The following is a 20,625-nucleotide window of genomic DNA, read 5'->3' as shown; positions in this document are numbered from 1 at the left end:
TGCACTTCTTATGCTCGTCTCTATGACACTTTTTCTCATCGTGCTTGTCGCACTTCTTATGCTCGTCTCTATGACACTTTTTCTCATCGTGCTTGTCGCACTTCTTATGCTCGTCTCTATGACACTTTTTCTCATCGTGCTTGTCACACTTTTTATGCTCGTCTCTATGACATTTTTTCTCGTCGTGCTTGTCACACTTTTTATGCTCGTCTTTGTGACATTTTTTCTCATCGTGTTTCTCACACTTGTCATGCTTCTTCTTCTTGTCCCACTTCTTGTCGTGGTCGTCATGATGTTCTTTACGTTTTGGCTTACCAAACATAAAATGATCCCAGTTCATTCGATTCACCCCTTTTAAAAAACTATCTTGCACCATATTGTATGAAGGATTTCTCGAATGGTCTGGGGGAAGTGACTGGTTGGCTAGCGAAAATGTTGAAATTGGTCGATTTCATTAAACTGAATGTGACCAATGTCCTTAATAGTTAGACGTAGGGGATAGAAAACGGCCTCTTTGTTTGAGAAGAACCAGACCCGTTGTTTCTTTACAAGAATAAATAACCCGTTCACATCACCTAGGGGTGAGAAAAACTCACTTCCTTCACGAGCATTGGGGATTCCAATTTCATTTAACTCGCTAGCAAGTGCCTTTACCTGATTGGATACGACGCCAATTTCACTAATGTTTATAATACTTGCTGCGTTAAAAGGTGAATTCGTTTGTTTGGTTTGGGCTTCGTTTCTGGAAATGAACTCAACGATATTGCCAGCAGGGTCCGTGAAATAAAGAGCATGCGCATCCCAATTTTTAAAATAAACCTCGTCACTATCTTCGTACTTACTTAATTGAACCAGTGACTGAACCCATTTTTTGGCTTCGGGAAATTGATCTCGTGGGATATTCATCGCAAAATGATAAAACGGCTTGCTCTTATGAGTTGACTGATTAAATTCTAGAGTTGTGTAGCCAATTCGTACTTTGAAGGATGAGGAAGTCTCTTCAAGTAAAGGGAATGACAATGTCTCTGAGTAAAACGTTTTTAATGTCTGTAACTGGTCTGTAACTAAAATTAAGTGCGTAATCTTCATATGTAAAAACTCCTTAAGGTTGATAGCTTTTACTTTAGATGTAAAAGGGAATTCTGCCATCGGTCATCATAAGGAATGCATCTACAACTTTAGTCTGAAGAAATAAAAAGGAAAGACCTTCCTTTGAACTTGTAGTAAAATGGATGATATACAGGCCTCTGTAGCTCTAGAAGGGAAGAGCGCCGGAAAACAATGTGCAACCGGGTCGCAAGGTAAGGGTTTCAGAAGCACCGAAAAGCAAATAGCTGAGGCAGGTGAAATTCCTAGCCGGTGAAAGTCCGTAGGGAAGCGTGTTCCCCCTAGCCTATGCTTACGAAAGGAGTGCGGGTTCGAATCCCGCCAGAGGCATTAAAATGTATTATGTTAATTAGAAGTAGTTTAATTTCTCACCACAAACGTTCTCGTCAACAAATCATAAACCGATTGCTTCTTTTTTGTGAATAGAGCAGTACCGATATATAAAAACATTAATCCATAGATTAAAATACCAATTAGGGTGTAAGTCAAAGGTACAGAACCCTCTTCAAGATACACAAGTCGATATACAAGAAAATGCGAAAGCTCCCATGGTAAAAATTTTAAGATTGTACGTATAGTTAATCTTAAAATAGATACAGGCTTTCCGTGTACATCCACTACCCGGATCCTGGCTTTCTTTTTTCCAAACGACTGTCCAAAGAGGGTTGAATCACTTAGAATAAAGTAAAGTGAGATTGGTAGGGTCACCATCAAAAAACCAGTTAATTGCGCAATTACTAAGGAACCTGCAAAAAAGGTTTGAAGTGAAGGAAAAACAAATAGATTAACGAGTGCAAGTAGTCCGAGGTAGCAAATGATCAGGATGTAATCGTACATAAATGCTTTAAGCCGATTAAAAAAAGAAGCATAGCTCATACACTCACCCACCATTCTATTTTCTGATTTTAGAACGTTTGAAGACTTCTTATTATCATATCAGATTAAACCTCTAATGAATTCACTTAAATAAGCAGGAGGAACTATGTCTACACTGAAAGCTTATTTCTATACCATTTTGGGTGCTTCCTGCTGGGGGCTCATCGGACTTTTTGTAGACCCCCTATACCAGGAAGAGTTTACACCCTGGGAAGTGGTGGCGATACGCGGAGTTTTTACGTTCGTCATTCTATTTCTTTTTATGAGCATATGGTTTAGAAATCAATTAAGAACAAGAGCCCGAGATCATGTAATCTTTGCTGCTTCAGGTATTTGCAGCATTGTGTTTTTTAATTACTTTTACTTTGAGGTCTTTGCTCAGTCGAATTTGTCACTTGCTGTAACGCTTTTATATACAGGACCTATGTTTGTAGCATTGCTTTCAAGAGTCTTTTTTAAAGAATTACTAACCATCTCCAAAATAATGGCGCTCATACTATCATTAATTGGCTGTGCGTTTGTTGTTCAACTGCTGCCATTTGGTACATCAAGCATTCCCGGGTCAGTCATCATCATGGGAGTACTATCAGGTTTCTTCTATGCGTTGTATAGCATTTTTACCAAACCGATTACGAGTAGGTACTCCCCATTAACGATCACGACGTACACTTTTTTCTATACTAGTGTATTTATGCTTCTAGCAAGCCCTATTACTGAAAAGGCATCTTTGTTTACGTCAACGTCTGTTCTGATACCGGCTTTATTATTGGCTCTTGTTTCAACAGTAGGAGGTTATGTTTTCTATACTACAGGCCTAAAACATCTAGAGGCGAGTAAGGCGTCTATTCTTGCAACAATAGAACCCGTTGTTGCAGTCATCTCCAGTGTATTGTTTTTAAATGATGTCTTAGATGTCTGGCAGCTTATTGGTATTCTTGCTGTATTGTATTCTGCTGTACTTGTCTCAAAGCGAGGCAGAAGAAGCGAGGCAAAAGAGAACGTTGCATAATCTCTAAAAAGGAGCGATACCATGATCAAAACAGGGATGTGTTCGGTAACATTTCGTGAGGAATCAGTGGATCAGATTATCAAATGGACAAAAGAAGCAGGTCTTGACGGAATTGAGTGGGGTGCGGATGTTCATGTGATTCCGGGGGATCTTGAGTGGGCATTAGACGTCGCAATCAACACTCAGAATGCAGAGCTTGAGGTGTTGTCCTATGGATCTTATTACCGGGCAGGGGCTACTCAACAGGACTATTCCTTTACTTCCATTCTTCAAACCGCCCGAAAGCTAGGTGCACCTTCTATTCGCATTTGGGCTGGTGAAGCTGGCTCTGCTGAAGTTACGCAGGCCGAACGAAAACAAGTAATGGTAGATATTCAAGCCGTGGCAACTTTAGCTAGTGAGGTTGGTATTGAAGTTCATCTAGAATACCATGGAGGTACTTTAACAGATACGAGCGAAAGTGCAAAGAAGTTAATGAAAGAAATCAATCATTCTAATGTGTCACTGTATTGGCAGCCTGCAGTAGGTCTAAGTGTAGAGAAACGTTTAGCCACCATTCAAGATGTCAAACCATTTATAAGGCATGTGCATGTGTTTCACTGGCTAAAGTATGATCGATTGGCATTGGATGAAGGAACTGACGCATGGGAGCTTTATCTTAATCAGCTTTTACTAGAGGATCAACAAATTGATCAACATTTTTTACTGGAATTTGTGAAGGATGAGGATCCTTTGCAATTTAAAAAGGATGCTCAAATTTTGATTGATCTTATTACAAAACTAAAAAAGAGAGCGCTCTCATGAAGCGGAATTTCTCTAACAGATTATCGCCTATGCGAGCAGCACAATTATTCGTATCAGAACATTTTTCAGAGTGTGATGGGGCATTACTTGCTGGGAGCGTGGTACGAGGAGAAGCAACGGAAACCTCTGATTTGGATCTTGTCATTTTTGAAAAAAGTATCCCATCTTCCTACAGGGAATCATTTGTTATGTATAATTGGCCAATTGAAATCTTCGTTCATAACCTAACGTCCTACCAAACTTTTTTCAAAGCGGATTACGATCAAGCGACACCTTCAATGCAACGTATGGTTTCTGAGGGGCTAGTCATAAAGGATACAGGAATCATTACTTCGATAAAAAAAGAAGCAAATGAACAATTAATGAAAGGGCCTGAACCATGGTCTGATGAAAACATACGAGTAAAAAGGTATTTCATTACAGATACATTAGACGACTTTATTGGGAGTGTCGATAAAGAAGAGGATATTTGTTGTGCAAATACACTTTTTGAATTGGTGGCTGATTTTGTATTACGGACAAATCGTCAATGGACAGGTAAATCGAAGTGGCTCATTCGTTCTTTAAAGAAGTTTGATGCGGATTTCACTCAGCTATATGTAGAAGCATTTAATCAATTCTATAAAAATGAAGATAAAACACACGTAATTCAACTAGTTGATGATGTACTTAAACCGCATGGCGGGCGTTTCTTTCATGGCTTTTCGTTGGGGAAGAAAGACGATTAAAAAAGAAGTGAGCCACATCGCTCACTTCTTTTTTATTGTTCATACTGAATTTTCTCATCGACACTGCCATCCTGCTTATGAATGATAAGCTGTGTTCCTTTGTTTTTGGCGATTTCCTTTCCTCGCTTAACGGCTTCAGCTTTTGTATCCATGACATCAGAAGGTCGATCTGCGCCCTCAGATTGAACGGCCCAACCACCATCTGGATGAGGAGTAACAAATTGTGGCTTCTCATTTAGTTCAGGTCGCGAGGAGCTCGATCGATTGTTTGAAGGCTTCACTTGTCCATTTTCTAAAAATGATTGGATTTCTTTTTCACTAGCATTTGAATACCATTCTTTTGCTTGCTTTGTTGCGATGGGGAGGGCATCTGCTTCTTTATACCCATCGTCCAACATACTATTTGCTACTTCAATCGCTTTTTTTCTTGTTGCTTTGTTTAGGTTTTTTAATGAATCTGGATAATCATTAAGTGTCCAAGGCATGTTTATCTCCCTCTTTCGTGTTTTAAATCTATTTCCACATGTTCGATCACTTAAACCTCCGAACTCTCTTTATCCATGTAACGCACCAAAACAATACGATTATCGCAGATTTTAATAAAAACTATGTCACGTTTTATCACATAAATCACCAAGTATAAAAAAAGGCTCGTTATGATGATAGAAGATTAAATGAATTTTGAAAAATTGAGGGGTTTGTAGATGCCACAGGAGAAAAGAAGACAACGTCTCGTATGGATTGGAAATGGTATGGCTGGGATGCGCTCTGTAGAGGATGTTCTTGCTCTTGAGCCAGATTCCTTTGAACTTACGATTATCGGAAGGGAGCCAGTTAGAAGCTATAACCGAATTTTACTCTCGTCTGCTCTTCAAGGGGAGGCTACGGTCGACTCCATTTACTCACAGACCGAAACATGGTTTTCAGATCATCAGATTACTTTGTTTCTAGATGAATCGGTTGAATGGATTGATTCAGATGAAAAAGTGATTTTAACGGATCATCATCGTACGATTCCTTATGATAAATTAATTATCGCTACGGGCTCCAGCCCATTTGTGCTACCGATACCTGGCCATGATAAAGAAGGTGTGTTTACATTTCGGACGATGGATGATTGTCACCAGCTACTTAAGGTGTCAGCTACGTTTAAGCGAGCAACGGTGATTGGCGGTGGTCTTCTTGGCCTAGAGGCTGCAAAAGGTTTTCTTCATATGGGCATGAGCGTAGATGTTGTTCACCGAGCCAGTTCTCTAATGGAGCGTCAACTCGATGAGACAGCTGCAGGCCTGCTTCAGCAAGAACTTGAAGCACAAGGAATGCGATTTCATCTTGATAAGGATACGACAAGTATAACTGGTCGTGATCGCGTGGAAAGGGTGAACTTCTCTGATGGGGAGGGCATTGATACAGACATTGTTATCATGTCAGCTGGTGTTAGACCAAACATTGCTCTTGCAGAAAAAAATGGGATCAAAACGAATCGTGGCATTGTTGTTGATGATCGGATGTGTACATCGACACCAGACATTTACGCAGTTGGCGAATGTGTGGAACATCGAGAGTTGATTTATGGCATGGTTAAACCTCTCTACGAACAAAGTAAAGTACTTGCGCAAGAGCTATGCGGGTTAGAAGGAGCGCTTTTTAGGGGAACGATTCTTTCTACTCAGTTGAAGATTTCAGGGGTGGATCTTTTCTCAGTTGGTGAGGTTACACCTAGTGATACAACAAACTCGCTCATGTATATGGACGAAGCCAACACCCATTATAAACGGCTCTTTTTTAAGGGAGATTGCCTTACAGGAGCCATTCTATATGGACAGACACACGGTAGTGCAGGACTTGTCGATCTAGTATCAAAACAAACAGAATTGACAGAAGCTGAAAAAAACCAACTTTTATATTCAGAAGGCGATCATGACTCGCTTATTGCCGATATGCCTTCAAGTGAGCTCATTTGTCAGTGCAATGCCGTTTCAAAAAAAGAAATGATTCAAGCTGTTCAAAGAGAAGGATTATCGACGGTTGATGAAGTGAAATCCTGTACAAAAGCAGCAAGCTCATGTGGTGGATGTAAACCACTTGTTGGCAGTCTTTTAACTTACATTCAAAGTAATGAATGTGATGAAATCGTGGAACGTATCCCTGCGTTATGTGATTGTACAACGTATACGGAAGCTGAGATTGTTGAAGGAATGTATAAACATCGACTCACAACGATAGAAGCTGTTCACACCTTTTATGATTGGAGAAAAGCTACCGACTGTGATGTTTGTGATGAAACATTGGCTTACCATTTAAGCCTATTAGACCCGTTATACATTTCAACGCTTTTAAAAGAGAACGCGATGAAGCAAACAGATGGTCGCTATGCGGTTTCCCTTCCGTTCTATCAAGTCACAAACAATGTAGAGAGGTTTCAGCAAATCGCTCAATTCCTTAAGCAGTACCCAGATGCTCAAGTGAACTTAACTAATTACTCTGAGCTACAGTTAACAGGAATTAAAAAGGATGAACTTACAAATGTTTGGAAAACCTTTTCACTCTCAAGTAAGGCTCCTATAGAAAATCGACTATTCGTTGCTCATTCAATTGATCAATGTGCGTGTAATCAATCAGCTGCACTTACTATCTCGGCTCAGATGAACGACTCGTTTGTATGGATTCCTTTGCCTCACAAAACGGTACTGACAGTGCAAGCCTGTTCACATGGAGTATTACATGGAGATATTCAAATTTTAAAAACGGTTGTAGGCTGGGAGATTCATGTTGGAACAGGGGATGAGAAGCAATTGTTTTACGTTGTACAAACAATTGCAGAAGTGACTGAATGTCTACCTGTATTCATTCAATATTATCGCCAAACGGCTTTTTTCCAGGAGTCAATGGGGAGCTGGATCAACAGAATAGGACAGATTCATGTAAGAGAGATGCTATATGATTCAGGCTTTGCTCTTGATCGAATGGATGACCTTAACGAAGTACGAATGTATGTAAAACAACATTTGAACCTGGATACGAAGGAATTGGTTTAACAAAGATGAGTGGGAGTGGTTAGAGTGGCAGATATGTTATTAAGCTACTTTCGAGAGAAACAGAAACAAACTCAAAAGGAAAAGGTGTATCCAACACAATGCCCCTTTTGTAGTGTTCAATGCAAAATGCAATTAGTTGAACAAACGAGTGTAACTAGAAAGTCTTATCGAACGGTTGGTCTAATGAATCCAACTTCAAAAGGACGGCTCTGTATAAAAGGGTTAAATGCCCATCAGCACACATTTCATGCGGATCGAATTACGCATCCTTTACTTAAAAAAGATGGTGAATTTATTGAGGTAAGCTGGAATGAGGCGCTTCGCTATATCACGCAAAAAATACAGGAAATTCAAAACAACCATGGAAAGAACGCAATGTCTGTGTATGGCAGTGCTTCAATCACAAATGAAGAAGCATATCTAATGGGCAAGTTCGCAAGGGTGGCACTTCAAACAAAATACATTGATTACAATGGTCGGTTATGTATGTCTGCCGCTGCCTCAGCAGGTGCGCAAACGTTTGGGATGGACCGGGGCTTAACCAATCGACTGGAAGAAGTCATGTATGCAGAATGCATCATCTTAGCTGGAACAAATATTGCTGAATGTCAGCCAACAATCATGCCTTATTTTGAGCAGGCAAAAGAAAATGGAGCCTTTATTATAGCCATTGACCCACGTGAAACGGCAACAACAAAGCTTGCTGACTTACATTTAAAGCTCAAACCTGGAACAGACGCAGCTCTTGCAAATGGATTACTTAAGATCATCGTTGAAGAGCAATTAATTGACGATGCGTTTATACAGAGTAGGTCTAATGGGTTTGCGGAAGTGCAGCAACATTTAAAAGACCTATCGTTAGATGACATTTGTGAAAGGACAGGGATTGCCACGAAGGATTTGTATCGTGCTTCCGTAACATTTGCCGAAAAAGCAACAGGTATGATTTTAACAGCAAGGGGAGTGGAGCAACAAACAGACGGATCTATAGCTGTGCGGAACTTTCTTAACATTCTGATTGCAACAGGCAAGATTGGAAAACAAGGCTGTGGCTACGGCGCTATTACAGGTCAGAGTAATGGTCAGGGCGCAAGAGAGCATGGTCAAAAAGCTGATCAATTGCCAGGGTACAGATCCATTGAAAATGAAGAACACCGAGCCTATGTTGCCGATGTGTGGGGAGTGGAGGCAGGTGACCTCCCTAGAAAAGGGGTGTCAGCCTTTGAAATGATTCAGAAAATGGATCAAGGCGAGATTAAAGGACTATTTCTCTTATGCTCGAATCCAATTGTCTCCAATCCGAATGCCAGATTCGTAAAGAAGGCATTAAAAAAGCTAGACTTTCTCGTAGCAGTTGACCTATTTATGTCGGAAACGGCTAAGCTTGCGGATGTGATCTTACCAACTACGTCTTATCTTGAAGACGAAGGAACTATGACTAACTTAGAAGGGAGAGTCACTTTACGAGAAGCAGCAAAATCAGCACCAGGTGAAGCGAGGCATGATTGGCAAATTATTTGTGATGTAGCTAAAGCTCTGGGCAAGGAACGCTATTTCTCTTATTCCTGTGCCGAAGATATTTTTAATGAGTTAAGGCTAGCAAGCAAAGGAGGCATTGCAGATTACTCTGGCATTACGTATGACAGGTTACGTGGTAATGAAGGAATTCTTTGGCCTTGTCCTTCTCAAGACCATCCTGGCACAGGGAGATTGTTTGAAGAGTCATTCGCTCACCCTGATGGAAAAGCTGTGATGGTGGTTGTACCAAATGAACCAAGGATCGTAAAAGAAAAGCCCTGCGCGGAGTATCCACTTTATTTAACAACAGGTAGAGTCATGGCTCATTATTTGACAGGGGTACAAACAAGAAAAAGTTCATCGCTTGCAGCAAGGCATTTTGAATCATTTATGGAAATTCACCCGGAAACAGCAAAACACATGAATATTACAGATCAGTCACTTGTGCGAATCGCTTCAAGAAGAGGCTCTATTGTAGTCAGGAGTAAATGGACCACGACCATTCGTAAAGATACAGTCTTTGTACCTTTTCATTGGGATGAAGCACAAAACGTTAATCGACTTGTGGAAGACAAGCTTGATCCGACATGCCGAATGCCAGGTTTTAAGGTGAGTGCTGTTCAAGTAGAACCTCTAAATAATCATAGCTAACAATACTAGGAGTGAGAGAGATGAAACTATCAGACTTAAAAAAGAGTGGCCATGCCCCTTCGTTGTTTTCTGCTTTTTTATATTTTGATGTCAGCTTTATGATTTGGGTTATGCTTGGGGCATTAGGTGTATACATTACAAACGATTTTGGACTTTCTGCCTCTCAACTTGGCTTAATCGTTGCCATTCCCATCCTTACAGGCTCTGTGTTCCGTATAATTATGGGTGTATTAACCGATCGATTTGGCCCTAAGAAAACTAGCATTGGCGGAATGATTGTCACGATGATTCCATTGCTTTGGGGCTGGCTTTTAGGGACAACGATTGCTGAGCTTTATCTCATTGGAATTCTATTAGGGGTAGCGGGTGCGAGTTTCTCAGCTTCTCTTCCAATGGCAAGTCGTTGGTATCCTCCAGAATTACAGGGACTTGCGATGGGGATTGCTGGAGCAGGTAATAGTGGAACCTTACTTGCCACACTCTTTGGTCCAAGACTCGCCGAAATGGTTGGCTGGAACGGAGTGATGGGTCTGGCATTAATTCCGCTCTCACTTGTGTTACTTTCCTACACGCTCATGGCAAAGGAACCACCAAACCAACCAAAACCAAAACCGTTAAAAGAATACTTTGCGGTTTTTAAAGAACGTGATACATGGTTTTTCTGTTTACTTTATAGCGTGACCTTTGGAGGATTTGTTGGGTTATCGAGTTTCCTTAGCTACTTTTTTGTTAGTCAATACACCTTATCGCCAGTAAGAGCAGGAGAATTTGTAACAATTGTTGTTGCAGCAGGCAGTTTTCTAAGGCCAGTAGGAGGGTTCATTGCTGACAAAATTGGTGGGGCAAAATTACTTTACTTTTTGTTTGTAGGGATGACAATCTGTATGCTGACCGTAAGTACTTTGCCACCTCTTTTATTTGTAACGATTGCCCTTTTTGTTGGAATGGGTTGCCTTGGTATGGGGAATGGCGCGGTGTTCCAACTGGTCCCTCAACGTTTTCAGAAAGAGATCGGTATGGTCACAGGAATTGTGGGAGCAGCTGGAGGGATCGGTGGATTCTTCCTGCCAAATATTTTAGGGATTTTAAGAGATCTAACCGGTACGTACGCAAGTGGATTTATCGTATTTGCGATGGTCACACTGTTAGCTGTAGGTATTCTAGCCTTTGCGCAGGCATCGTGGAGAAAGCAGTGGAAGGTTGCAAAGGCAAACAAAAAAGCCATTCAAGTATAACCAATAGGAGAGTCTAGAGTACGGAATGGTGAAGAATGGTTGCCATTTAAAAGGATTTAAGAGAGGTTTTGTAGAAGATCTTCTCTAGATCTAAGCTTTAGACTCTTCTTTTAGTTATAAAAAGAAAGGTTGATTCCTATGAAATATAAATCAAAAAAAGATATATGGTATGGCCTCATATTGTTACCAATAAGCTTATTTTGCCTCTTATTTGGTTTGATCTTTCCGTTTTATTTTGAAGCAGATTTAGTCGCTATTATTATAAATTCAATTATTCTCATTCCAATCAGTGTGTTTGGATTATGGTGTTGGTTTGGTACCTCATATCTAATCAATGAAGAACAATTGGTTATTAAGCAGGGACCATTTCAAAAAACAATGAACATAAACGAGATTGAATTCATCGAAAAAAATAGTCATCCATTACTCGCAAGTGCCGCACTCACTTTTGATAGTTATGTCATTCAATATAAACCGTATAAAACAATCATTATTGCACCTGAAAATATGGATGATTTTATAGAAGTCTTAAAAAGTAGAAGTAGAGATCATATAATTAACATAAAAGAAATGTAGGGAGCGATAGGATGAAAAACTTTTTTTAATGATTGCATTTATGTTTTTTGGAGTGGTAGGTGGATATCTCGTTCCTTTATTTCTGCATGATATTGTTGGTTTTCCTATCGAACTTCCAGTATGTGTATTACTTGGTCTAGTATTATCAATGCAAGTCTTGAATTACATGACTCAAACTGGATTGTTAGAAAAGATAACGAAGAAAATAACTTAAAAATAAAAACATACCCCATCAAAACCACTATTCCGCTGATAAATCATCACTTCTCGTAAGGACTTCGTGTCTTCCTAAAAGAACAGTTTTTTTAAATCCTACTATCAAAACCATGGACTAATTCCCATAAATAACTTTATAAATGGTAATATATAGATTATACATTATACATTAACGTTGTGGAGGGGAGACAGTTGAAAGTAATTTTTTTATTTGGCCCACAAGCTGTTGGTAAAATGACGATTGGTGAAATTTTATCAAAGGAACTGAAACTTCCGTTGTTATTTAATCATATGACTCTAGATGTTATTGCTCCCTTTTTAGGTTGGACTAAGAAAACGTTTGAGCTGTCCAATCAATTAAGGAAAGATATCTTTCGTGAGATGGTTGCTCAAAGTGATAATGATGGATTGATATTTACATTTGTATGGGCGCTCGATCATAAGGAAGATTCAAAAGAAGTAGAGCGTTTTAAACGTATTTTTACGGATTCTGGAGTTGACGTTTTGTTTGTAGAGCTTGAAACTACACTCGATGAACGCTTACGACGGAACCAATCAGAGAATCGTTTGGCTAAAAAGCCTTCAAAAAGAGATCTAAAGCAAAGTGAAGAAGAGCTTTTAACAAGCAATCAAAAACATCGGCTGAACTCGTTACCGGGTGAGATAAAGGAACCTTATTATTTTCGCTTGGATGTAACACATTTGAGTGCTAAAGAGGCAGCTCGGAAGATCATTATGGAGAATCAAATGTATTTAAAAGCGGAGCGTACCTAATGAACTGTTTAGGCTGCCGATTAGCAAATAAAGAGGAACCCATCCATTTAATTTATGAAAGCGATTTAATTAGTTGCTTCTTAGATTATGATCCATTTAATGCAGGGCACACACTAATTCTTCCAAAGAAACATATTGAAGAGTTAGATGAATTAGATGAGATCACTGCTCAATCCATCTTAAAAGCATCTATGAATCTTTCTAAAGTTTTAAAATCCTTATACCAGCCTGATGGCATAACGATTTGTCAAAATGGTGGCGTATTTAGCGAATTGACACATTTTCATTTGCATGTTGTTCCACGTTTTAAAGATCAATCGTTTGCTACGTTTTATACAGAGGAGTCGTTTAATAATGAACATCTTAAACAGCAATTTGTAACAGTAAAAAACCAATTAACGAATGCGTTAAGACAAATTTAATTGCTGGGGGTATGATCTTTAAATGAATCTAGTAACTGGCTCAAAAGAATTGTTTGAAGAGATTCTATCTCGACCACTCTTTGCTCATCTATCCACGGTAGAGAAGAATGAGCCGCGTGATTCACCGGTATGGTTCTTGTGGGAGAATGAGAGGATATGGGTTTTGGGTAGCTACCAGTCTAATTCGTTTATAAAACGGATTGAACATGAAGCAAATTGTGCCATAGGCATTGTGGATTACAACAAGGAAACTGGATTTGTCCAGCACGTAGGGTTACGTGGAAAAGCAGAGCTCCAGTCTCATCAGGAGGACATAATCAAGAGGTTATTTACAAAATACATGGGGCAAGAAAAACATTGGGATCCTAGATTTAAAGCGGTTCTAGGTGATTCTGACTGGTTACTCATTTGTTTTGTACCGAACTCGGTTGTAGTAAGAGACCAATCGTATCAACTCATTAAATAATTTCATATACCGTATTACGAGGTAAGTGAAGGAGCAAACAATGAACCTAGGAGAACCGATCGCATCAGGAAACACCGCAACCATGTATAAAGTAAATGGTCAAATGATTAAGGTATTTAATCCTGGTCTCGATAAAAGGTATGTAGAATATGAAGCGAACAAGCAAAGGATTGTGCACAAAACGGGTCTTTTTGTACCTGAAGTGATCGATTTAATCGAAGTAGAAGGTAGACATTCGATAATTATGGAGTTCATAGAAGGGAAAACAGTTGGTGACCTCTTTGAAGAAAACGGTGAACAGGTAAGACGTTTTATTGAACAGTCTGTTGACGTTCAAATGGCAATTCATCAGGTTTCAATCTCTAACTCCTTAGAAAACATGACTGAAAAGCTAACGAGACAAGTTTATGAGGCTTCCTTACTAAGTACAAACCAAAAAGAAGAATGCCTCTTACTTATGAACTCTATTTATCTAGGAGATAGGCTTTGTCATGGGGATTTTCATTTGTTTAATCTAATACAAACCCCTACAAGAGGGATTGCAACGATCGATTGGGTTGATGCTTCCATAGGAGATGTTCGCGCTGATGTATGCCGTACGTATCTTTTATATGCACAGCATTCAACGGAGCTGGCCGAATTATACCTAGAGATTTATTGTAATCGAAGTGGTAAGACTAAAGAGGGAGTTCTGCTATGGCTACCAATTATTGCGGCAGCTCGCTTATCTGAACATGTGCAGACCGAAGATTCAAAGCGATTGGTACACTATGTAGAGTCATTTCTTTCGTAAAAAGGAGAGAAAGTATATGTCAAACGACCAAATAGGAAGTTCATTCATCTATCCAAAAGATTGTGGGAATTCTCCTAAAATAATGAGATTAAAGGAATTCTAACAGTCATTAATTGAAGGGAATCTAGAGTTCTTTATTGAAGGCATTGCTGAAGAGGTTCGGTGGAATTTAATAGGTGATAGTCAGTTACAAGGGAAGGACAGCGTTGTAAATAAGATTAAGTCGTTCTCGTTAGAAAAAATTGATACACTGACTCTAAAAACAATGATTACACACGGAAAACTAGGATCTGTAAATGGAACCGTTACGTTGAAAGATACGAATGAAATCTATTTTTCAACAACCTTCCTCTTTAAGAGTGCCGGATCAAAGTCAAAAATAATTGAAATTGATTCTTATGTAATTAGATAAAACCCTTCTTAATCATTTGGTATGCAAAGAAAAGTAGCTAGTAGATTGATTTGCTTCAATCATCCAGCTACTTTTCTTTGCGTTCTTATGTAAACAAGTAAGGCAAGAAGGAGTAAGCCGGTAGTTACTAAACTCGCACTAGTAAATAAAAAAGGGTAGGGGAAAAAGTGACGATCAAATGCGTAGTTAATGTACTCCAAATGTGAAACTTCACTTGGAGCAATCATTTCGTCAACCCTTTGTAAATCAAAACGTAATTCTGTCCCTACATACCAAGTCATAATAAGCGAAAAAGCCGTGAGCATTAAACAAAAGCCGATCGGTATTGAAAATTTGTAAAAGATACGATTCACCTCCACAATTGTTCCACTTATTATAACGGAAGGAGCAATGCAGTGTTTGTCGAATAGAGATAAGTATAAAGAAAAGTAGGTAAAAAGCGATTGTTTTAAAAAGCAAATTTTGAAAGGAGGTTCGTGAATGACACATGTTCTGAGCATCGGTGGAACGGGAATGCTAACAGAATCTACAATTTGGTTGGATGAGCATTTTGAACAGTTAAGTGTTCTTGGTCGTGATAAAAGGAAGGCTCATGATTTAATTAACAATCATACATCCCAATTTACTTTTTATGAAGTAGATTACCAAGACACTGAGAAACTTACGAATACTCTTGAGCAAATTCTTACAAGAGCACCCATTGACTTCATCATTGCTTGGGTACATAGTGGAACAGCTCCTGGTGCACTTCCATCTGTTTTAAATAAAATCGATCAAAATCAGCAGGTCCTTTTTCGTTTATTTCATATAAAAGGAAGCGCTCATGCATTAAAAAATGACTCCGTACCTATGCCACCAAGCTGTTTATACTGAGAAGTAATCTTAGGTTTTCACTATAACGGGACACACTCGAGATGGCTGACTCACTCAGAAATCTCAAAAGGGGTCATTAAAGCGATCCAACAAGATGCAGAATCAACAACTATTGGAGTGCTGTCTCCATGGGATAAGCGTCCATAATATAGAAAAAAATCATCAAAGCAAATGCTTTAATGATTTAAAAGTAATCTGAGAACCAAGGCTCATTATTTGGAATGATCTGTTCTAAGAAGTGGATGGTTTCTTCTGAAGCAGAGAGACGCCCAACCTCTTTTAAGTGGGAGGCTTTTTTATAGTTCAGTAGCATCGTACACAACGTTTGAATATCTGTTTTAACAACATGCTCCTGTTGATCTTTTGCCTCAGTGAATTTATTTTCCTTGTTCCACTCAAATGAAAACGTTCCGTTGTTCCATTCAAGAATTGGATCTGTTAATTCAAGGGTGAAGCCAGATTTAGGTTGATTCGCGAATGGGAACTCTAATAAGAACTCCTTCGCATCAACAATTCTTGCCATATAGTAAGGAGAGATCTTTTCTTCAATTTCACCATCCTCTAGGAAGAAGGACAGGGGTTCGTTTTGAAAGATTTTTCCTTCAACATAATAAACCATCGAGAAGTGCGCTCCAATAAAGTTCCACAATCCTCTTCTTGCATCTTCATTATTAAAGATCATTTCACGTACATAAAAGGTTTCATTCTCCACCTTGTAGTACATGTATCCCGTAGGTTCGTGATGTTCGTTGTAGTAGACACAAGCAGAGAGTTCCTCGCGTTCCCAACGAAAATGCTCATCCCAAGCTAATTCGTTCCGGATCATTGCTGCATTTTCTTTTCGTGAGAAATCATCATATGCTTGTTTGATATCCGAGTGATCCCACTTCACTCGTTCCATACGTCCTGATACTTCATAAGGCTTTGGAATCTGTGTATCTCTCACTTTGTAAGTAATCACATCAGAAATGATTTCCCAACCCTTTTTTCTGTAGTAAGGAATCGAGTAAGGGAAGAGATACGAAATGTGTTGTCCGGCATCTCTCATGTTTTTAAGCCCTTGTTTCATTAAATCATTCATGAGGCCAAGTCCTGCGTACTCAGGATACGTGCCAACTCCAGTCACTCCACCCATTTTAAACGCTTTTCCGTGAATATTCACATGGAAAGGATAGACGACTAATTGTGAGACTAGCTTATCTTCAGCAAACCATCCAATGCCATCACACTGCTCAAGTACAGGTTTTTTCCATTGCATCGGGTTTTGTCCTTGAATTTGAGCGAGATCCTGATTTGTTACTTGAAAGACATAGGTTAATAATTCGGCAGATTGGTCCACGTGTTGAACACCGAGTGATCGAATATCCAACGAACGCTTTATCTCCTGCTTTGACATACATTTCACTGTCCTTTTTTATCCGTTTCATTTAATGTAACATAAAATGTAACAAAAATCCTTTTGAATGGATGGAATACAGGAACAACATTATTAGACGAGGTTGCAAGGGTAAAGAGGAATAACATAGATTTTGTCGAATACTAAAAAAGAATGATCTCTCACAAATTAGGAGATGAGTAATCCATGAACCTGAGATCAATGGCAAAGGATTACATAATCTAAGAGTTCAGCACGTCTTTTTCGGAAGAGTTTCTAACCATTTGCCTCTAGCAAGTAGCGAAGAGGGAACCGTGGAATGGGTGTCTCTCTCTAATCTCGATAAAAACCAGGTATCCGAGACTACAAGGGAGCTAATTGATTATTACAAAGTGCACCAACAAACTGAATCCATTTACGTTGGATCTATGTGTAAAGTAAATGATCAGCCTTATATGAATTGGAGTATTTTAGAAGACTGGGAACATTAAAATTTAAGGATAAAACGTGTAAAGTATGGTGAAGAAATGTCTGAAATAAAGCTCTACACATTATGTATCATTCAAAATGAGAAAAAAGAAATCCTTCTAATCAATCGTCCAGATAAATTGGGGTTTTCAGGTTACATAGGACCAGGTGGGAAGGTTGATTTTCCAGAGAGTTTAACCGAGGGAACGATTCGCGAGGTCTGGGAAGAAACAGGATTATGCGTTCGTGATTTAGAATACAAGGGTCTTGAAGAGCATTCAGATCCGGATAAAGGAACACGTTACATGGTTTTTAATTATCTCGCCACATCCTTTGAAGGTGAGTTGCTTAAGAATCCACCCGAAGGAGAATTACATTGGGTTTCGATTGAAGAAGCCTTAAACTTACCGATGCAATGGTGGTTTAGGCGTAGGCTAGAGCTGTTTTTTAAACCAGGGACTTTTGAAATTCATTCCATATACAATGAAGAGACAAATGAAGTTGAGAAAGAAACGATAAAATCGCTATAAGTAACATGCTCCGGGGAATGTCTGACAAAGATGTTCTTCTTTTTTGATAGTTGTCTGAACATTCGCGTTTCAAGTAGAGGAGAACGGGAAGAGGAGAAGAGATTCTATTTTATAGGAGGTTTTTATTTGTTCAAACGAATTGACAAACTTCAGATTGATTTGCCAAAACTGGATCAGCCGGACCCGGAATCAGCAGGGGTCGTACAAGAACTGTTAGGTGGAAGATTTGGTGAGATGTCGACGCTGAACAATTACATGTTTCAATCGTTTAACTTCAGAAGTAAGAAGAAACTAAGACCTTTCTATGAATTAATTGCGAGTATTACAGCAGAGGAGTTCGGACATGTTGAGCTTGTATCCAATACGATCAATCTATGTCTTGGTGGCTCTGTTGGAAACGGTAGTACAAATCCGGATGACACTCCACTTGGAGCTGCCCTAGGGCTTGGAAACAAGTTTAATTTTGTACTCGGTGGACAAAATGCGATTCCGGCGGATTCTACTGGTAAGCCGTGGACGGGAGACAATGTTTTCTCAAGTGGGAATCTTGTAAATGATTTGTTGCACAATTTTTACCTGGAATGTGGAGCGAGAACGCATAAGATGCGTGTGTATCAAATGACGGAGAACGAGACTGCGAGAGAACTCGTTGGGTACTTATTGGTTCGAGGAAGTGTTCATGCTGTAGCATATGCGAGAGCCCTCGAAGAAGTAACAGGGGTTAACATGATGAAAATGCTTCCTGTTCCAAATCTCGATAACAGTAAGTTTGATCACGCAAGAAAATACGAGGCACTAGGTGAACACCGCAAGCTTTATCGCTTTAGTGATGATGATTATAAATTATTAGACCGAATTTGGACGGGTCCTACCCCGATTGGTCCAGAGGGGCAATTGGAAGTTGTGGATGGAACTCCGGAAGGCGCTGAGATACCAGATTTGGATGAAGTACCGGAAGAGTTTGCCCCAGGGTTTGATGAAGAGCAGTTTAGAGAATTATCGAAACGACTGCAATATGAAGCAGGAATTAGGTAAGGGCTTTCAATATTTTTGCTGAAAAATAAATAAAAAATGACTGTAAACACGAAACCCGGATGATTCTCGCAAGAGAACATCCGGGTTTCGTGTTTCTTATTAAACGAAAAAATGAATAGATTATGGTATTAATGAATTTGTAAAGGGACCAACCACAATTCACCTATTTTAATGTTCGTGTTTAACGAGATATAAATCAATGGTATAAAATCTCAAATCTGTTGGAAACTTTTTAAATGTAGCAATTAGTCTGAATTTCTTTTATACTGATTGGCGGACAAGCTTACGAAGATTGTCGAATAGTATAAGATTGGGAGTTTTTTTGGTGTCTAATAAAGTTCCATTTTCATTTACGATTGTCATTGGTATGATGTTATTTGCATTATTTTTCGGCGCAGGAAATTTGATTTTTCCAGCCATGCTTGGTCAGGCAGCTGGTGAATCTTTATGGACAGCCAATGCTGGATTTTTAGTGACTGGCGTGGGGCTTCCATTGTTGGGTGTACTAGCTTTTGGCTTTTCAGGTAAAGAAGATCTTCAAGCATTAGCAAGTCGGATTCATCCGACGTTTGCGTTGATCTTTACCACGATCCTTTATTTATCAATTGGACCTTTTTTCGCAATACCGAGAACTGGTGGAGTTTCATTTGAGGTTGGTTTGAAACCTTATTTGCCTGAAAGTATGGCAAGTATAGGTCTGATGGTGTTTACGCTTTTATTCTTTGGTTTAACTTGTTTGGTTTCTCTAAACCCAGATAAAATTATTGATATAGTCGGTAAAATTCTGACTCCTATTAAATTGCTTTTTATCGGTATATTAGTCATTGTTGCGGTTGTTAATCCACTGGGAAGCTTTCAAGCTCCAGTAGGTCCATATATTACACAACCTTTCTTCAAAGGTTTCCAAGAAGGGTACCTGACCATGGATACGTTAGCCTCCTTCGTTTTTGGAATTATGATTATTCAAGCAATTAAACAAAAAGGGGCTAGTACAAAGAAGCAGATGATGGCGGTTTGTTTAAAAGCTGCAGGAATTGCTGCTGTCATTTTAATTATCCTCTATACTTCATTCTCATTCCTTGGCGCGTCAAGTGTTGAGACTATTGGATATGCTGATAATGGTGGATCTATTTTAGCGCAAGTGTCATCTATCTATTTTGGTGAATACGGTGCGATCTTACTTGGTTTGATGATTACAGTCGCTTGTTTAACGACAAGTGTTGGTTTAATTACGTCATGCTCTACTTATTTTCATAAGCTAATTCCCTCTATATCATATAAGCAATTTGCAGTGATTTTATCAGCTTTTAGTATGGTTGTAGCAAATGTAGGGTTAACACAATTAATTTCTATCTCAGTGCCAGTGATGACTGTGATTTATCCGGTGGCAATCGTGCTAATCTTTTTAACCTTTTTACATCCATTATTTAAAGGAAGTCGTTTAGTGTATCAAGGAACTATTCTATTCACTTTAATTGTGAGCATATTCGAAGGGTTTGAACAGGTCGGTTTGTCTATTTCGTTTATACACCGATTCTTTGAGAACTTCCTTCCATTCTATAGTCTAGGTCTAGGCTGGGTAATACCTGCGATTGTTGGAGGAATTGTTGGATATGTTGTGAGCTTCCTTGCAGGTGGACAAAAACAACTAGTTGAAAATTAAATTAGTCAAAAGTAGAATCATTTCTAGTATGAGATGATTCTTTTTTGTGCAGGAAA

The 20,625-nt window shown here is 39.1% G+C and carries 22 protein-coding genes; 16 read left to right on the top strand and 6 right to left on the bottom strand.

Annotated elements, in window-relative coordinates; translation table 11 throughout:
• The 3 genes from ACQKKO_RS09785 to ACQKKO_RS09775 all read right to left on the bottom strand — a co-directional run.
• The coding region (locus ACQKKO_RS09785; protein ID WP_498646661.1) for a hypothetical protein at positions 1 to 340 on the bottom strand (340 nt) is incomplete at its 3' end.
• A gap of 83 nt (positions 341 to 423) precedes the next feature.
• Positions 424 to 1,089 (bottom strand): VOC family protein, encoded by a 666-nt coding sequence (locus ACQKKO_RS09780; protein WP_498646659.1) that lies wholly within the window; start codon positions 1,087 to 1,089, stop codon positions 424 to 426.
• 378 nt (positions 1,090 to 1,467) lie between these two features.
• Positions 1,468 to 1,983 carry an RDD family protein gene (locus ACQKKO_RS09775; protein ID WP_498646657.1) on the bottom strand — a complete coding sequence of 172 codons (516 nt, stop codon included), beginning with the start codon at positions 1,981 to 1,983 and terminating at the stop codon, positions 1,468 to 1,470.
• Positions 1,984 to 2,089: 106 nt separating this feature from the next.
• Between ACQKKO_RS09775 and ACQKKO_RS09770 the strand changes: the two genes are divergently transcribed.
• The 3 genes from ACQKKO_RS09770 to ACQKKO_RS09760 are packed head-to-tail and all read left to right on the top strand — an operon-like array spanning position 2,090 to position 4,524.
• A complete protein-coding gene (locus ACQKKO_RS09770; RefSeq protein WP_498646656.1) occupies positions 2,090 to 2,992 on the top strand; it encodes a DMT family transporter in 903 nt (300 codons plus the stop codon).
• A 21-nt stretch (positions 2,993 to 3,013) separates the two neighbouring features.
• Positions 3,014 to 3,796: a sugar phosphate isomerase/epimerase family protein gene (locus tag ACQKKO_RS09765; protein ID WP_498646654.1), complete on the top strand. Its 783-nt coding sequence runs from the start codon at positions 3,014 to 3,016 to the stop codon at positions 3,794 to 3,796.
• Entirely contained in the window at positions 3,793 to 4,524 is a 732-nt protein-coding gene (locus ACQKKO_RS09760; protein WP_498646652.1) for a nucleotidyltransferase domain-containing protein, read from the top strand. Before ACQKKO_RS09765 ends, ACQKKO_RS09760 begins: the two co-directional genes overlap by 4 nt.
• Positions 4,525 to 4,556: 32 nt before the next feature.
• Here the strand turns inward: ACQKKO_RS09760 and ACQKKO_RS09755 are convergent, their stop codons facing one another.
• Positions 4,557 to 5,009 carry a DUF2188 domain-containing protein gene (locus ACQKKO_RS09755; RefSeq protein WP_498646650.1) on the bottom strand — a complete coding sequence of 151 codons (453 nt, stop codon included), beginning with the start codon at positions 5,007 to 5,009 and terminating at the stop codon, positions 4,557 to 4,559.
• 219 nt (positions 5,010 to 5,228) lie between these two features.
• Between ACQKKO_RS09755 and nirB the strand changes: the two genes are divergently transcribed.
• The 8 genes from nirB to ACQKKO_RS09715 all read left to right on the top strand — a co-directional run bounded on the left by nirB (position 5,229) and on the right by ACQKKO_RS09715 (position 14,213).
• The gene (nirB, locus tag ACQKKO_RS09750) at positions 5,229 to 7,562 is read left to right on the top strand and encodes a nitrite reductase large subunit NirB (RefSeq protein ID WP_498646648.1); all 2,334 of its coding nucleotides are present in this window, start codon (positions 5,229 to 5,231) and stop codon (positions 7,560 to 7,562) included.
• Between the two features lie 24 nt (positions 7,563 to 7,586).
• Positions 7,587 to 9,731, top strand: a complete 2,145-nt coding sequence (nasC, locus tag ACQKKO_RS09745) for an assimilatory nitrate reductase catalytic subunit NasC (RefSeq protein WP_498646646.1) — start codon at positions 7,587 to 7,589, stop codon at positions 9,729 to 9,731.
• Between the two features lie 20 nt (positions 9,732 to 9,751).
• Entirely contained in the window at positions 9,752 to 10,966 is a 1,215-nt protein-coding gene (locus tag ACQKKO_RS09740) for a nitrate/nitrite transporter (protein WP_498646644.1), read from the top strand.
• 180 nt (positions 10,967 to 11,146) lie between these two features.
• Positions 11,147 to 11,542 (top strand): PH domain-containing protein, encoded by a 396-nt coding sequence (locus ACQKKO_RS09735; protein ID WP_498646642.1) that lies wholly within the window; start codon positions 11,147 to 11,149, stop codon positions 11,540 to 11,542.
• A gap of 408 nt (positions 11,543 to 11,950) precedes the next feature.
• Positions 11,951 to 12,532 (top strand): DEAD/DEAH box helicase family protein, encoded by a 582-nt coding sequence (locus ACQKKO_RS09730; protein ID WP_498646640.1) that lies wholly within the window; start codon positions 11,951 to 11,953, stop codon positions 12,530 to 12,532.
• Positions 12,532 to 12,954: an HIT family protein gene (locus tag ACQKKO_RS09725; RefSeq protein WP_498646638.1), complete on the top strand. Its 423-nt coding sequence runs from the start codon at positions 12,532 to 12,534 to the stop codon at positions 12,952 to 12,954. Before ACQKKO_RS09730 ends, ACQKKO_RS09725 begins: the two co-directional genes overlap by 1 nt.
• Positions 12,955 to 12,976: 22 nt before the next feature.
• Positions 12,977 to 13,420 (top strand): pyridoxamine 5'-phosphate oxidase family protein, encoded by a 444-nt coding sequence (locus tag ACQKKO_RS09720; RefSeq protein ID WP_498646636.1) that lies wholly within the window; start codon positions 12,977 to 12,979, stop codon positions 13,418 to 13,420.
• A 40-nt stretch (positions 13,421 to 13,460) separates the two neighbouring features.
• Entirely contained in the window at positions 13,461 to 14,213 is a 753-nt protein-coding gene (locus tag ACQKKO_RS09715; RefSeq protein WP_498646634.1) for a phosphotransferase family protein, read from the top strand.
• A gap of 471 nt (positions 14,214 to 14,684) precedes the next feature.
• Here ACQKKO_RS09715 and ACQKKO_RS09710 read toward each other — a convergent pair whose 3' ends face one another.
• Complete coding sequence (locus ACQKKO_RS09710; protein ID WP_498646632.1) at positions 14,685 to 14,984, bottom strand: hypothetical protein; 300 nt, start codon at positions 14,982 to 14,984, stop codon at positions 14,685 to 14,687.
• Between the two features lie 121 nt (positions 14,985 to 15,105).
• Between ACQKKO_RS09710 and ACQKKO_RS09705 the strand changes: the two genes are divergently transcribed.
• Positions 15,106 to 15,498: a Rossmann-fold NAD(P)-binding domain-containing protein gene (locus ACQKKO_RS09705; RefSeq protein ID WP_498646630.1), complete on the top strand. Its 393-nt coding sequence runs from the start codon at positions 15,106 to 15,108 to the stop codon at positions 15,496 to 15,498.
• A gap of 184 nt (positions 15,499 to 15,682) precedes the next feature.
• Here ACQKKO_RS09705 and ACQKKO_RS09700 read toward each other — a convergent pair whose 3' ends face one another.
• On the bottom strand, positions 15,683 to 16,894 hold the full coding sequence (locus ACQKKO_RS09700) for a GNAT family N-acetyltransferase (protein WP_498646628.1): 1,212 nt from the start codon (positions 16,892 to 16,894) through the stop codon (positions 15,683 to 15,685).
• A 293-nt stretch (positions 16,895 to 17,187) separates the two neighbouring features.
• Here ACQKKO_RS09700 and ACQKKO_RS09695 point away from each other — a divergent pair, with 293 nt between their 5' ends.
• The 4 genes from ACQKKO_RS09695 (at position 17,188) to brnQ (ending at position 20,569) form a co-directional block, all read left to right on the top strand.
• Positions 17,188 to 17,364, top strand: coding sequence for a hypothetical protein (locus tag ACQKKO_RS09695; protein ID WP_498646626.1), 177 nt, complete (start codon positions 17,188 to 17,190; stop codon positions 17,362 to 17,364).
• A 36-nt stretch (positions 17,365 to 17,400) separates the two neighbouring features.
• Entirely contained in the window at positions 17,401 to 17,871 is a 471-nt protein-coding gene (locus tag ACQKKO_RS09690; protein WP_498646624.1) for an 8-oxo-dGTP diphosphatase, read from the top strand.
• Positions 17,872 to 17,997: 126 nt separating this feature from the next.
• Complete coding sequence (locus ACQKKO_RS09685; protein WP_498646622.1) at positions 17,998 to 18,906, top strand: manganese catalase family protein; 909 nt, start codon at positions 17,998 to 18,000, stop codon at positions 18,904 to 18,906.
• A gap of 325 nt (positions 18,907 to 19,231) precedes the next feature.
• Positions 19,232 to 20,569, top strand: coding sequence for a branched-chain amino acid transport system II carrier protein (gene brnQ, locus ACQKKO_RS09680; RefSeq protein ID WP_498646620.1), 1,338 nt, complete (start codon positions 19,232 to 19,234; stop codon positions 20,567 to 20,569).
• Positions 20,570 to 20,625: the final 56 nt, after the last annotated feature.

It is taken from the genome of Alkalihalobacillus sp. NPDC127517 (genome assembly GCF_050276055.1).
Classification (GTDB): domain Bacteria; phylum Bacillota; class Bacilli; order Bacillales; family Bacillaceae_D; genus Alkalicoccobacillus.
The sequence above is the reverse complement of the archived record's forward strand: the minus strand, read 5'-3'. Positions and strand labels throughout refer to the sequence as shown.

Bases quoted from the DNA above. Each gene is read 5' to 3' on its own strand.
- ACQKKO_RS09765 (WP_498646654.1), top strand. From the start codon at position 3,014: ATGATCAAAACAGGGATGTGTTCGGTAACATTTCGTGAGGAATCAGTG.
- ACQKKO_RS09705 (WP_498646630.1), top strand. From the start codon at position 15,106: ATGACACATGTTCTGAGCATCGGTGGAACGGGAATGCTAACAGAATCT.
- ACQKKO_RS09720 (WP_498646636.1), top strand. From the start codon at position 12,977: ATGAATCTAGTAACTGGCTCAAAAGAATTGTTTGAAGAGATTCTATCT.
- ACQKKO_RS09725 (WP_498646638.1), top strand. From the start codon at position 12,532: ATGAACTGTTTAGGCTGCCGATTAGCAAATAAAGAGGAACCCATCCAT.
- ACQKKO_RS09760 (WP_498646652.1), top strand. From the start codon at position 3,793: ATGAAGCGGAATTTCTCTAACAGATTATCGCCTATGCGAGCAGCACAA.
- ACQKKO_RS09740 (WP_498646644.1), top strand. From the start codon at position 9,752: ATGAAACTATCAGACTTAAAAAAGAGTGGCCATGCCCCTTCGTTGTTT.
- ACQKKO_RS09770 (WP_498646656.1), top strand. From the start codon at position 2,090: ATGTCTACACTGAAAGCTTATTTCTATACCATTTTGGGTGCTTCCTGC.
- ACQKKO_RS09715 (WP_498646634.1), top strand. From the start codon at position 13,461: ATGAACCTAGGAGAACCGATCGCATCAGGAAACACCGCAACCATGTAT.
- ACQKKO_RS09780 (WP_498646659.1), bottom strand. From the start codon at position 1,089: ATGAAGATTACGCACTTAATTTTAGTTACAGACCAGTTACAGACATTA.
- ACQKKO_RS09700 (WP_498646628.1), bottom strand. From the start codon at position 16,894: ATGTCAAAGCAGGAGATAAAGCGTTCGTTGGATATTCGATCACTCGGT.
- ACQKKO_RS09775 (WP_498646657.1), bottom strand. From the start codon at position 1,983: ATGAGCTATGCTTCTTTTTTTAATCGGCTTAAAGCATTTATGTACGAT.
- nirB (WP_498646648.1), top strand. From the start codon at position 5,229: ATGCCACAGGAGAAAAGAAGACAACGTCTCGTATGGATTGGAAATGGT.
- ACQKKO_RS09755 (WP_498646650.1), bottom strand. From the start codon at position 5,009: ATGCCTTGGACACTTAATGATTATCCAGATTCATTAAAAAACCTAAAC.
- ACQKKO_RS09690 (WP_498646624.1), top strand. From the start codon at position 17,401: ATGTCTGAAATAAAGCTCTACACATTATGTATCATTCAAAATGAGAAA.